Raw genomic sequence first — 12,652 nt, 5'->3', positions numbered from 1 at the left:
GTCAGCTTTCAGGTAAGGGATAGGGATGAGCGAGCAGCATCGCGCGGCCATGGCCGAGCGCGATTTCGAGGCGGCCCTTGATCTCGTTGGAAATGGTCAGCGACGAACCGAAGGCCACCTTGACGTGGTTCAGCGGCCATTTGGCGCCGGTGACGTTCAGGCCGGCGAGTTCGGAAAAGCCGAGCACCGAAAATAGTGTGCCATCGGCATAGTCGAAGCCGGCCATTCCACGCAGCAGGGGAATGCCTTCCTGGGCGCCGCTGGTCAGGAGCACATCGGTCCCTGCTTCGGCCAGGCGCAAGGCAAGCGCCAGATGCAGGAAAGCGTGGTCGGCGCGCTTGCCGCCGAAAGCACCGGCGAGCACCAGCCGGGTCGCGCCGCGCTCGAGTGCTGCGGCGATGGCAAGTTCGCCATCGGTCTGGTCCTTTTCCGCCGGGAAGGTCCGGCGCGGCACGGAAGCGAGATCGTCCGGCAGGTTCGCCGGCACGGAATCGAAATCACCCACCCACAGCTCCGGCACGAGGCCCAGCAACTGCGCATGGCCTATGCCGGCGTCGGCGGCGATGACGCGGGAGCCTTCGACCTGACGGTCGAGCCGTGGCGTGCGGATGAGATCGCCGCCAAGCAGGATGGTGAATGTGCTCATATCGTGTGGCCCTTACCAGCCCGGCACGGGAAACGGAAGGCGGCAAACTCCCACTTGCGTGGCGGATCGGCCCGGCCTATGTGTCGAAACGCTCTAACGGGGTGCCGGACGCGATCTTCGCGGACCGGCTGAGAGGCAGTCTCGCCAACCCGCTGAACCTGATCCGGTTTGTACCGGCGGAGGGATTAGACGTTTCGGACAGTCCGACGCCTCAATTCCTTTCAATTCGAACGAAGGAGGCGCCGATGCGCACGCTTTTATACGCTCTTGTTTCAGCAACGGTCGTGGCCTTGTCCGGACCGGCCTTGGCCAAGGACAAGCTCACCGTCTACACCTATGAGAGTTTTACCGCCGACTGGGGTCCGGGTCCCGTGGTGAAGAAGGCGTTCGAGGCCGAATGCGGCTGCGATGTCGAGTTCGTCTCGGTCGCCGACGGCGTCGCGCTGCTCAACCGCGTCAGATTGGAAGGCGCATCGACCAAGGCCGATATCGTGCTTGGCCTCGACACCAATCTCACCGCCGATGCCAAGGCGTCAGGCCTGTTCGCGCCGCATGGCACGGTGGCCGACGTCAATGTACCGGGCGGCTGGAGCGACGACACTTTTGTCCCCTTTGATTACGGCTATTTCGCTGTCGTCTACGACACCGAGAAGCTGAAGAACCCGCCGAAAAGCCTGAAAGAGCTGGTCGAAGGCAGTGCCGACGACAAGATCGTCATCCAGGATCCACGCACCTCGACGCCGGGCCTCGGCCTGCTTCTGTGGGTCAAGTCGGTTTATGGCGACAAGGCGCCGGAGGCCTGGGCCAAGCTCAAGCCGAAGGTGCTGACCGTGACGCCGGGCTGGAGCGAGGCCTATGGGCTGTTCACCAAGGGCGAGGCGCCGATGGTGCTGTCCTACACGACGTCGCCGGCCTATCACATGATCGCCGAGAACACCGGGCGCTACCAGGCCGCCTCCTTCGAGGAGGGCGAGTATCTGCAGATCGAGGTGGCGGGTATCACCACGACGGGAGCCAAGAATCCGCTGGCGGCCAAGTTTATGGCCTTCATGACCGGGCCTAAATTCCAGGATGCCATTCCCGAGACCAACTGGATGTTCCCGGCCGGCAAGACCGACAAGCCGCTCAATCCGGCCTTTGATAAACTGGTCAAGCCGACCAAGACCTTGCTGTTCAGCCCGCAAGAGGTCGCTGCCAATCGCAAGGCCTGGGTCGATGAATGGCTTGCGGTGATGAGCAAGTAGGGCGCGAGCCGCGTCGCATGTTTGCGCCAAGCCGCCCCCCTCTGGCCTGCCGGCCATCTCCCCCTCAGGGGGGGATATCGGCAGCTTTATCGCCTCTCTTAGTCCTGCCACTCTTGAGAATAGCGAAGGCGGCTGAGTGCGCAATCTCCCCCCTTGAGGGGGAGATGTCCGGTAGGACAGAGGGGGGTGGGCTCGGCCTTCGCCAGATATTCCCCTCGATCAATACCCGTCGCAGGGTTGGATAGCGCGAGATGCGTAAGCGCCATCCAGCCGATCCCCGCGTCAGCGCCGGCATTGTCGCGCTAGCCGCGATCGCGCTGCTGATCGGCGGCGCGTTTGCCGGCCTGCTTTTCGAGGGCGCCCATGATTTCTCGGGCGCCTGGTCAGCCTTCGATCCCTATCTGCTTCGCGTCATTCGCTTCACGCTCTGGCAAGCGGCGCTCTCGACGCTGCTTTCGGCCATCCCGGCGCTGTTCGTGGCGCGGGCTCTGTCGCGACATCCACGTTTCTTCGGCCGCGCCTTCATCCTGCAGATCTTCGCCGTGCCGTTGGCGCTGCCGGCTATTGTCGCAGCGCTCGGCATTCTGGCGCTTTATGGCCGTGCCGGCTATTTCGCCGGCGTGCTTGCCCTGATCGGCGGCGGAAGCTGGCCGGGTATCTATGGCCTGTCCGGCATCCTCGTCGCCCATGTCTTCTTCAACCTGCCGCTGGCGACGCGGCTGTTCCTCGAGGCGCTGCAGACCATACCGGCCGACCAATGGCGGTTGGCGAGCCAACTCGGCATGGCGGCGCGGCCGGCGTTCCGGCTGATCGAATGGCCAACGCTGCGCGCCGCACTGCCCGGCGTCGCCGGGCTTGTGTTCATGCTCTGCATCACATCCTTCACGATCGTGCTGACGCTCGGCGGCGGGCCGGCCGCGACGACGCTGGAGGTCGGCATCTACCAGGCGCTGCGCTTTGATTTCGATCCCGCGCGGGCCGTTACACTGACGCTGTTGCAGATTGCCCTGACCTTTATCGTTGTGCTGGCCCTGACGCGCCTGGGCGCCAATGTGGTCGGCGACACCAATTTGCCGGTCGCGCAACGTCGGTATCTCTCAGTCCATCGGAGCGAGACCTGGTTGAACGCGCTACTCATCATCCTGGCGCTGCTGTTCGTCGTTGGGCCGATGGCGGCAACCGTGATGGCCGGGTTGGGTGCGGATCTCGGCCGGTTGGCCAGCGAGGCCACTGTCCGGCAGGCAACGCTGACCAGCGTGGTGCTGGCCTTCCTGTCGGCACTGCTCTCGGTGATGCTGTCGCTGGCGCTGACCATGGCGCGGCGGGCACTGGCGCTGAACCGCCGTGCCGGCGCAAAGACACTGCTCGAACACGCTGCCGATACAGGCGCCGGCTTTGTCCTTGTCGTGCCGCCGATCGTCGTCGGCGCCGGCTGGTTCCTGTTGCTGCGCCATGCCGGCGATGTCTTTGCCATCGCCCCGGTCATGGTCGTCACCGTCAACGCGGTGATGGCGATGCCATTCGCCCTGCGCGCCGTGCGTCCCGCCTATGATGCGGCGAGCGAGCGTCACGAACGGCTCTGCGCACAGCTCGGCATTGCGGGCTGGAACCGGCTGATGCTGGTCGACTGGCCGTCGCTGCGGCGCCCGCTCGCCACGGCCTTCGCTTTCGCCATGGCGCTGTCGCTGGGCGATCTCGGTGTCATTGCCCTGTTCGGCAGTGATTCCGTGCAGACATTGCCCTACCTTCTTCTGGCACGGATGGGCAGCTACCGCACCGAGGATGCTGCCGGCCTGGCACTGCTGCTCGGCCTCGTCTGTCTCGCGTTGATCGTGGCGGCGCACTGGCTGGGAAGGGAGAAGGTCCGAGATGCGTGAGAGGGCGGCCAGCAGGCTCGAGAAGGGCGCGCCGGTGCGGCTGGACAAGGTGTCGTTCAGTTATGGTGAGGTGCCACTTGTCTTCGACGTCGAGTTCGCCACGGCGAAGATCACCGCCATCATGGGTCCGAGCGGTTCGGGCAAGTCGACGCTGCTCAATCTGGTCGCCGGCTTCGAGACCCCACAATCGGGCCGCGTGCTGATCGGCGGGGCCGATGTCAGCGCCGAGCCGGCCTCGGCGCGGCCGGTGTCGATGGTGTTCCAGGAGAACAATCTCTTCGCGCATCTTTCCGTCGAGCAGAATGTCGGGCTCGGCCGCTCGCCCTCCCTGGGGCTGACCGAGGCGGACCGCGCCGCGGTCGCCGAGGCGCTTGCGCGCACCGGTCTCGCGGGCAAGGAGAAACGCCTGCCGCGCGAGCTCTCCGGGGGCGAACGCCAGCGCGTCGCACTGGCCCGCGTGCTGGTGCGCGACCGACCGGTGTTGCTGCTCGACGAGCCCTTCGCTTCGCTCGGACCCGCTTTGCGCGACGAGATGCTGGATCTGGTTGCTGCCGTTCATGCCGAACGCGCCATGACGGTGCTATTTGTCACCCACCAGCCCGAGGATGCACGCCGCATCGGCGAGCACATGGTGTTTGTCGACAATGGGTTGGTGGCCGCAACCGGCAAGGCTGATGATTTCTTTACCGGGGCTGGTCCGGAGGCGTTCCGGCGCTATATCGGCGCGGGTGCTGGATATTCCACATCACGCGATGTTGCCCGGAAGCGGACATAATTTACGGTCAAACCGGCTCCAGGCGATGTGGCGTTTGCTTGCCATGACCGGGGGAGTGTGGCTAGGTCGCCCTACCGGTCCGGCACAGGCCGTGATTTGCCTGCAGTATTTGCCGCCCGCCCTAAGGGACGGGCAACGGATGCTGCAGCAGTTTTAGATAGCGCATGACACGTTCCGAAGATCGCCCCCGATTTTCGTGGTCATGCGCCGGGACCCGAAAGGAAGCCGTTCTGGCGATCGGCGCTAACACATTGGGAATGAAACCGCTGGCGCGTTTTCTCGCGCTGGCCGGTTTTGCCGTGGCGTTGGCAAGCTGCCAGATGTTCACGCCGCCGGAAGTTCAGGAATCCGGCTTCCAGCCTTCCGACAAGCCGATCACAGTGGACAATGTCGGCGCCAACAACAAGCTCGCCGAATTGGCCAAGGCGCAGCACCCGCGCATCCTGGCGACTTACGGCGGTGAATATTCCGACCCCAAGCTCGAGCGAATGGTCGCCAAGGTGGTCGGTAGTTTGACGGTGGTGTCCGCCAACCCGACACAGACCTATCGCATCACCATTCTAAATTCGCCCAACGTCAACGCATTCGCGCTGCCGGGCGGTTATCTCTACATCACCCGCGGCCTCCTGGCGCTGGCCAATGATTCGGCCGAGCTTGCCGCTGTCATCGCGCATGAGATGGGCCACGTCACCGCCAATCACGGCCTGCAGCGCCAACAGCTCGAGGCAGAGGAAGGCCTGGCGACCAAGGTGGTTTCCGATGTGCTCGGCGACAGCCCGACCGCCAAGGCGGCGTTGATCCGCGGCAAGCTGAGGCTGGCGCAATTTTCGCGCAACCAGGAGCTGGAAGCCGACGCCATCGGCATCAAGTCGATCGGCGAGGCCGGCTACGATCCTTTCGCCGCAGGCCGCTTCCTTCAATCGATGTCGGCCTATACCGATTTCCGCTCGATCAGCGGCGCCACCGACGCCAGCCTGGACTTCCTGGCCACGCACCCCAACACGCCGCAGCGCATCGATCTGGCGCAGCGCCATGCCCGCCAGTTCGGCGCGCCGGGCGTCGGCACGCGCGACCGCGATTCCTTCCTCGCCGGCATAGACGGCCTGCTGTATGGCGACACGCCCGAGGAAGGCTATGTGCGCGGCGAAACCTTCCTGCACCCGGGCCTTGGCGTGTCGTTCACGGTGCCGGACGGCTTCATCATCGACAATTCGGCGGCAGCGGTGACGGCCACCGGCCCCGGCGACATAGCGATCCGTTTCGATGGCGTTTCCATCGACAAGAACCGGGCGCTGACGGACTATATCCGCAGCGGCTGGGTGGCTGGTCTCGTCGACAGCAGCGTCAAGCAGGAAACCATCAACGGCAATGAGGCGGCGACCGCGCATGCCGGCGCCGAAGGCTGGCAATTCGACATAGCGGTGATCCGCGCCGGCGGCCAGGTCTACCGGCTGCTGACCGCGGCCCCTTCCGCCAGCACGTCTCTGGACACGATCGCCCGCTCGGTCAGCGGCTCGTTCCGGATCCTGAGTGCTGCCGAAAAGGCGGCGCTGAAGCCGCTGCACATCCGCGTCGTCACCGTCCAGCCTGGGCAGACGATGGGTTCACTTTCGGCGCAGATGGTCGGCGTCGACCGCAAGCTCGACCTGTTCCGCGTCCTCAACGCGCTGTCGCCCGGTGCCGCGGTTTCGGCCGGCGACAAGGTCAAGATCGTCACCGACAAGTAGGCGCCGCTGGACGCCTGCCGCCGTTCAGGCGGCAGTCGCCATGAACTCCGGATTCTGCTTCACCAACGCGACCTTCAGCTTTTCCATGGCGCGGGCCTCGATCTGGCGGACGCGTTCCTTGGAGATGCCGAGGGTTTCGCCGAGCGCTTCGAGTGTCGCGCCCTCGTCGTTCAGCCGCCGTTCCTCGATGATCCTAAGCTCCCGTGCGTTGAGCGCGCGAAGCGCCTCCCTCAGCCAGAGCGAGCGGCGCGCGACATCGATCTTGTCGCCGACGATCTCGTCGGGCAGCGGATCGTCCGAAATCAGGAAATCCATGCGCTCGGTCGAACCCGCATCGTCGGCAATAGGCATGTTGAGCGAGGAGTCGGGCGCCGAGAGCCGCGAATCCATCATCGCCACATCGGCTTCGGAGACGCCAAGCGCCTCCGAGACCTCGCGATAGAGCGTGGCGTTGGAGAGCGGCTCCGTGCCATTCGCCAACCGCGCGCGCAGGCGTCGCAGGTTGAAGAACAGCGCCTTCTGGGCCGAGCTGGTGCCGCCACGCACGATAGACCAGTTGCGCAGGATATAGTCCTGCATCGAGGCGCGGATCCACCATGTCGCATAGGTCGAGAACCGCACCTCGCGCTCCGGCTCGAAGCGGGCGGCGGCCTCGAGCAATCCGACATGACCCTCCTGGACCAGATCGCCGAGCGGCAGGCCGTAATGGCGGAATTTGGAGGCCATGGAAATGACCAGTCGCATATGGGCGACGGTGATTGAGTGCAGCGCGTTCTGGTCGTTGTTTTCTTTCCAGAGCAATGCAAGCCGATGCTCTTCGTCACGCTCGAGGTAGGGAGCCTTCATTGCCGCGCGGACCATGATCCGTCCTGCCGTGTCTTCCATCATGAGGCGCTCCCTGGGTGGTGCGAATGACTTTGCTTGGCTGCCGCCCGGGTTGAAATGCCGGCGTCGTGCCCTAGAACAGCCAGAACTGCCATGCGCGGGAAAGGTTCCGCGACCGCGGCGGCGCGATTGTGTTGCCTGAAGGATTCTCAGGAGGTCCGAGATGGCTGCAACCGCGAGTGGAAAGTACCGTTTGGAGAATATGGTTTCATAAACCCGCTGTTTTTGAAATTCAGTTCCTTATTTTTTCGGCTTGCATCTGTCAGTTTCCAGCGCTCACAAATATGCCGGCCAGCCGGCCAAGGACGGGATCACAGAAAAATGAAATGGCTCAAGTCGCTCATTATCGCCGGAACGCTGCAGGCCCTGGCTGTCGCTTCAGGTCATGCCGGCCCCAATCTCGACCAGATCAAGCACGCCGGTGTCATCAAGATCGGCACGGAAGGCACCTATGCGCCGTTCACCTACCATGACACGTCCGGTGCACTGGTCGGCTTCGACGTCGAAATTGCCAAGGCGATTGCCGAGAAGCTTGGTGTCCAGGCCGAGTTCCTCGAAGGCAAGTGGGATGGACTGATCGCCGGCCTCGACGCCAATCGCTACGACGCCGTCATCAATCAGGTCGGCATCACCGATGCCCGCAAAGCCAAGTACGACTTCTCCGATCCCTACATCGCCTCCAAGGCGGTGCTGATCGTGCGCGGCGACAACACCGACATCAAGAGCTTCGCCGATCTCAAGGGCAAGAAGTCGGCGCAGTCGCTGACCTCGAATTTCGGCAAGCTGGCCGAAACGAACGGCGCCGAGCTGGTCGGCACCGATGGCTTCGACCAGTCGATCCAGCTGCTTCTGACCGGCCGCGCCGACGCCACGATCAATGACAGCCTGTCGTTCCTCGACTTCAAGAAGCACAAGCCCGACGCCAATGTGAAGATTGCCGCGCAAGAGGAAAACGCCGACTATTCCGGCGTCATCGTGCGCAAGGGCGATCCGGAGCTGGTCGCCGCGATCAACAAGGCGCTGGCCGACATCAAGGCCGACGGCACCTATAAGAAGATCGCCGACACCTATTTCGGCCAGGATGTTTCGAAGTAATCTACGAGGCGAGCCGCTCCGCGGCCATGAGACACATAGAGCGGCGAGCCGTCTTTGACGGCCCGCCGCTTTTGTCGTGATATGGCAGACGCATTGTCGCCTTGACCAAGCTGCTTCGACCAATCTGGAGGGTCATACGTGCCGCACTGGCTGCAACTGATGCTGGAGTCGCTGCCTTCGCTGCTGTGGGCGGCGCTGATTTTCACCGTGCCGCTGACGCTGTTGTCCTTCGCCTTGGGGCTGGCCGTTGGGTTGGGTGCTGCACTTGCCCGGCTGTTCGGCCCCAAGCCGCTGGTCGCGCTTGTGCGCTTCTATGTCTGGATCTTCCGGGGTACGCCACTTTTGGTGCAGCTGTTCCTCATCTTCTACGGCCTGCCGTCGGTCGGCATCCTGCTCGACGCCTTCACGGCGGCGTTGATCGGATTCACGCTCAACATCGGCGCCTACACGTCGGAAATCATCCGCGCGGCGATAGGCTCGGTGCCGAAAGGCCAGTGGGAAGCCGCCTATTCGATCGGCATGACCTGGGGCCAGGCGATGCGGCGTACCATTCTGCCGCAAGCCGGCCGGGTCGCGGTGCCGCCGCTCTCCAACACCTTCATCTCGCTGGTCAAGGACACGTCGCTGGCCGCTGCCATCACCGTGCCGGAGATGTTCCAGGCGGCGCAGCGCATCGTCGCCACCACCTATGAGCCGCTGATCCTCTATGTCGAGGCGGCGATCCTCTATTTGGCGCTGAGTTCGGTGCTGTCGGCCTTGCAGACGCGGTTGGAGACCCGGCTCAACCGCTATGGCGGCTTCCTGGAGGCGCGCTCATGATCGGCCTCAGCAACATCGAAAAGCGCTTCGGCGACAATCTCGTGTTGAAGGGCGTGACGGTCACCATTGCCGAAGGCAGCGTCACGGCGCTGGTCGGTCCGTCGGGCGGGGGAAAGAGCACCCTGCTGCGCTGTATCAACCTCCTGGAGATCCCGACCTCGGGCACGGTGCGCATTGGCGACGAGACGCTCGAATTCCACCCCGGCGGCAGGGTTCCGGCCAGGGATATCCAGCGCCTGCGGCTGCAGACTGGCATGGTGTTCCAGAACTTCCAGCTGTTTCCGCATCGCACTGCGATCGAGAACGTCATGGAAGGGCTGGTGACGGTGTTGAAATGGTCGCCTGAGAGGGCACGCGAGCGGGCACTGGCTCTGCTGGAGAAGGTCGGGATGGTGCACAAGGCAGACGCCTGGCCAGCGACGCTGTCGGGCGGCCAGCAGCAGCGCGTGGCGATCGCCCGCGCGTTGGCGCCGTCGCCGAAAGTGTTGCTCTGCGACGAGCCGACCTCGGCGCTCGACCCGGAACTGGCGCAAGAGGTGGTCGAGGTGCTTGGCAAGCTCGCCAGCGAAGGCACGACCATGGTGATGGCGACGCATGATCTGCGCCTCGCCTCCAAGATCGCCCAGGAAGTGGTGTTCCTCGATGCCGGCGTCGTCGTCGAGAAGGGGCCGGCCGCGGTGCTGTTCAACAATCCGCAGCAGCAACGGACGAAGCGGTTCATCGCAACGCTGAAGCAGGAGGCTGAGAAGGAAGGCGGCGGCGAGGTGTAACTGCCGTCACCTCCTAGAATGCGAAAAAACCCGGCGCGAGGCCGGGTTTTTCATGAATTCAAAGGCGAGAAGGATCAGGCAGCTTCTTCCTGCTCGGCCTCTTCATTGTCGGCCTTGGCGCCACGCTTAGGGCCCTTGTTGAGGTTGACCTCGATCAAGCGCACGGCTTCGGTTTCCGACATGCGGTTGACGGCCGCGATCTCGCGGGCCATGCGGTCGAGCGCCGCCTCATAGAGCTGGCGCTCGGAATAGGACTGCTCCGGCTGGTTGTCGGCGCGGTAGAGGTCGCGCACGACTTCCGAGATCGAGATCAGGTCGCCCGAATTGATCTTCGCATCATATTCCTGGGCGCGGCGCGACCACATGGTGCGCTTGACGCGGGCGCGGCCCTGCACGACCTTCAGCGCGCGCTCGACATAATCCTCTTCCGACAGCTTGCGCATGCCGATGGAGGTCGCCTTGGCGACCGGCACCTTCAGGCGCATCTTGTCCTTCGAAAAGTCGATGACGAACAGTTCCAGCTTGTGTCCAGCAACTTCCTGCTCGTCGATCGAGACGATCTGGCCGACGCCGTGCGCCGGGTAGACGATGTACTCGCCGGTCTTGAAACCGTGACGCGCAGCGGTGGACTTCTTCTGCGGGGTGATCGTTGCCATTACGCCCTGAACTCCTTGTTGTGGCACCGGCGTCCTGCCGGTCCGAACTCGCGCGATCGGGGAAGCCGATCGTTAGCCGCACAACAGATGAACCCATCGGAAAAGCCGGACCGGCAAACCGCAACATCGCGACCGCCTGGCCCAGATCGCTCTGGTCCGAATGGGATTTTCACCTTTCAGTGATTTGGGGCGTCTGCGCCATAAATCGACGTTGTGTCACCGGCATGTTTCGCTGATGTAACACAAAAAGTCGGAAGAATCAAGGTTTTGCTGCATACGCGAAGGCCACAGGTCAGCGCCGGCTGTCAAGCCGGTTAATGTGACGTGCCTCTTACCCAGCGTAATACCGGCCTTTGCGGCCGTGTTGTCAATCGCCTTCGCCGGGCTCGGCCGAGAAGTATTTCTCAAACTTGCCGGCCTCGCCGTCGAAGGATTTGGCGTCTGCCGGCGGTTCCTTCTTGGCGGTGATGTTGGGCCATTTCTCGGCGTATTCGGTGTTGACCTGCAGCCATTTGTCGAGGCCGGGTTCGGTGTCCGGCTTGATTGCGTCGGCCGGGCATTCCGGCTCGCAAACGCCGCAGTCGATGCACTCGTCGGGGTGGATGACGAGCATGTTCTCGCCTTCGTAGAAACAGTCGACCGGACAGACTTCGATGCAGTCCATGTATTTGCATTTGATGCAATTGTCGGTCACGACATAGGTCATCGGTCGGCTCCGGGACGTCCCATTTTGTTGGGCTTTTTCCGTCAGGTAACGCCTTTGTCGACCGCTTGCAAGGGTAGCCATTGCGGACGGTGCCGGTGTTTCCGGAATGGAATTCCAGACTGCAGGCCCGGCGGAAGTCAGTCATGTCCCGCAGAGCGTCTGTTTGCCGGGCTCAGTTCTCGCCTCAGGCGTGCCGTTGTCCCAGAACCACTGCGTGTTTTTGGACGCCAGGCATCAATTTTCGCCGAGCAATCGGTCGGTCTGGCGACGTTCCTTCTTGGTCGGGCGGCCGCTGCCGGCCTCGCGCAGCCCCGGAATTGCATCGGGAGGGGCTTCGCCCTTCGGTGCGGGCGGTGGCGACATATCCTCGTAGAGCGTCCGGGCCTCCTCGACCGGGCCGCGTCGCGTACCGGCGCCGAGCACCTTCCAGATGAAGATGCGACGCTCGAGCGTGATGGTCAGGACGTCGCCTGGCTTGACTTGGTCGGAGGCCTGCGCTGCTTTGTCGCGATTGATGCGGACGCGGCCGGCGACGACCAACTTCGCCGCCAGCGAGCGCGATTTCACGGCGCGGGAGAAGAACAGCCATTTGTCGATGCGCTGGCGGCCTTCGGCAACCATCGAAGCGAGCCGGGTTCTACTTCTTCAGCTGGTCGCGGAGAGCGGCGAGCTTGGCGAAGGGCGAATCCGGATCGAAACGCACCGGGCGCTCCTCGCGCGGCTTCGGCTGGAAGGCCGGCTTGCCGCCTTGCGGGCCACCTTTGCCATCCGGCCTGCCACCCTTCCAGTCGGGACGGCCTTCGCGGCGGTCGGGACGTTCGCCCTGCGGCCTGCCATCACGTCGCTGTTCGCCTTCGGCCTGCGGCTTGGGCTTGAATTTCGAGCGGTCGAAGCGCGGCTTGCCGGCTCCATCGCGCCGTCCTTCATAGGCCGGGCGTTCTCCGGGTGCAGCAGCGGCCGGTGCGCCGGCGGCATCCGCAGGCGCATCGCTTCGGCCGCGCGCTTGTCCGTTGCGCGGGCGATTGTTCCTGCGGTTGTCATCGCGGTTGCGCGGGCGCTGTTCGAAGCGGCCCTGACGCCACAACAGGATGGGTTTTGGTGCTTCGGCTTCCGGCGCGGGTTCGCCGACAGTCACCGCCACAGGTTCGTCCGGCGCGGCGTCCGTTGCGGGCGCGGCATTTGCCGCCAGGTCGGCCGTTGCGGCTTCTTCTGCCGCTGCGGCTTCAGTCTCGGCAGCTTCAGCCTCTGCCTGCGGTTCAGCCGGCGCCGGTTCAGCAGCAGCCTCGGCAACAGGCGCTTCGTCTTGCACGGTTTCGACCGGAGCGTCCGCCTGTTCTTCCACGGCAGGCGCAGCAGGTTCCGCCGCGGCGTCGGAGGTGATTTCGGCGGGAATTTCGACCGTGGTTTCCGAAACGGCCACTGCGTCCGATGCCGGCTCCGACCCTTCGACGG

At 63.9% G+C, this 12,652-nt stretch carries 12 protein-coding genes, 1 pseudogene and 1 riboswitch; of the genes and pseudogenes, 7 read left to right on the top strand and 6 right to left on the bottom strand.

What is annotated here, in order from left to right:
- Position 1 precedes the first annotated feature (1 nt).
- On the bottom strand, positions 2 to 646 hold the full coding sequence (locus EOD15_RS05345) for a thiamine diphosphokinase (protein ID WP_127318668.1): 645 nt from the start codon (positions 644 to 646) through the stop codon (positions 2 to 4).
- An 87-nt stretch (positions 647 to 733) separates the two neighbouring features.
- A riboswitch (TPP riboswitch) is annotated at positions 734 to 848 on the top strand.
- A 43-nt stretch (positions 849 to 891) separates the two neighbouring features.
- On the opposite strand from EOD15_RS05345, the gene thiB reads away from it, so the two are divergent.
- The 4 genes from thiB (at position 892) to EOD15_RS05320 (ending at position 6,269) form a co-directional block, all read left to right on the top strand.
- Positions 892 to 1,890: a thiamine ABC transporter substrate binding subunit gene (gene thiB / locus EOD15_RS05340; protein ID WP_127318666.1), complete on the top strand. Its 999-nt coding sequence runs from the start codon at positions 892 to 894 to the stop codon at positions 1,888 to 1,890.
- 251 nt (positions 1,891 to 2,141) lie between these two features.
- On the top strand, positions 2,142 to 3,767 hold the full coding sequence (thiP, locus tag EOD15_RS05330; RefSeq protein ID WP_127318664.1) for a thiamine/thiamine pyrophosphate ABC transporter permease: 1,626 nt from the start codon (positions 2,142 to 2,144) through the stop codon (positions 3,765 to 3,767).
- On the top strand, positions 3,760 to 4,542 hold the full coding sequence (gene thiQ, locus EOD15_RS05325) for a thiamine ABC transporter ATP-binding protein (protein ID WP_127318662.1): 783 nt from the start codon (positions 3,760 to 3,762) through the stop codon (positions 4,540 to 4,542). Before thiP ends, thiQ begins: the two co-directional genes overlap by 8 nt.
- A 257-nt stretch (positions 4,543 to 4,799) precedes the next feature.
- Positions 4,800 to 6,269 carry a M48 family metalloprotease gene (locus EOD15_RS05320; protein ID WP_127267258.1) on the top strand — a complete coding sequence of 490 codons (1,470 nt, stop codon included), beginning with the start codon at positions 4,800 to 4,802 and terminating at the stop codon, positions 6,267 to 6,269.
- A 24-nt stretch (positions 6,270 to 6,293) separates the two neighbouring features.
- On the opposite strand, the gene EOD15_RS05315 is transcribed toward EOD15_RS05320, so the two are convergent.
- Entirely contained in the window at positions 6,294 to 7,157 is an 864-nt protein-coding gene (locus tag EOD15_RS05315) for an RNA polymerase factor sigma-32 (protein ID WP_127318658.1), read from the bottom strand.
- A gap of 318 nt (positions 7,158 to 7,475) precedes the next feature.
- Here EOD15_RS05315 and EOD15_RS05310 point away from each other — a divergent pair, with 318 nt between their 5' ends.
- The 3 genes from EOD15_RS05310 (at position 7,476) to EOD15_RS05300 (ending at position 9,838) form a co-directional block, all read left to right on the top strand.
- Complete coding sequence (locus EOD15_RS05310; RefSeq protein ID WP_127267251.1) at positions 7,476 to 8,249, top strand: amino acid ABC transporter substrate-binding protein; 774 nt, start codon at positions 7,476 to 7,478, stop codon at positions 8,247 to 8,249.
- Positions 8,250 to 8,387: 138 nt separating this feature from the next.
- Positions 8,388 to 9,068, top strand: coding sequence for an amino acid ABC transporter permease (locus tag EOD15_RS05305; protein ID WP_127267252.1), 681 nt, complete (start codon positions 8,388 to 8,390; stop codon positions 9,066 to 9,068).
- Entirely contained in the window at positions 9,065 to 9,838 is a 774-nt protein-coding gene (locus EOD15_RS05300; RefSeq protein WP_127318656.1) for an amino acid ABC transporter ATP-binding protein, read from the top strand. Before EOD15_RS05305 ends, EOD15_RS05300 begins: the two co-directional genes overlap by 4 nt.
- A 74-nt stretch (positions 9,839 to 9,912) precedes the next feature.
- Here EOD15_RS05300 and EOD15_RS05295 read toward each other — a convergent pair whose 3' ends face one another.
- From EOD15_RS05295 to EOD15_RS05280, 4 genes and pseudogenes are all read right to left on the bottom strand, one after another.
- Complete coding sequence (locus EOD15_RS05295) at positions 9,913 to 10,494, bottom strand: CarD family transcriptional regulator (protein ID WP_013529179.1); 582 nt, start codon at positions 10,492 to 10,494, stop codon at positions 9,913 to 9,915.
- Positions 10,495 to 10,861: 367 nt separating this feature from the next.
- Positions 10,862 to 11,200, bottom strand: a complete 339-nt coding sequence (gene fdxA, locus EOD15_RS05290) for a ferredoxin FdxA (protein ID WP_013529180.1) — start codon at positions 11,198 to 11,200, stop codon at positions 10,862 to 10,864.
- A 234-nt stretch (positions 11,201 to 11,434) separates the two neighbouring features.
- Positions 11,435 to 11,821, bottom strand: coding sequence for an RNA-binding S4 domain-containing protein (locus EOD15_RS05285; RefSeq protein WP_127318654.1), 387 nt, complete (start codon positions 11,819 to 11,821; stop codon positions 11,435 to 11,437).
- Positions 11,822 to 11,837: 16 nt separating this feature from the next.
- Positions 11,838 to 12,652, bottom strand: a pseudogene (locus EOD15_RS05280) (helicase); the annotation flags it as partial.

This window comes from Mesorhizobium sp. M7A.T.Ca.US.000.02.2.1 (genome assembly GCF_003996995.1).
In the GTDB taxonomy this organism is placed as follows: domain Bacteria; phylum Pseudomonadota; class Alphaproteobacteria; order Rhizobiales; family Rhizobiaceae; genus Mesorhizobium.
This window is presented reverse-complemented; position numbering and strand designations above follow the sequence as displayed.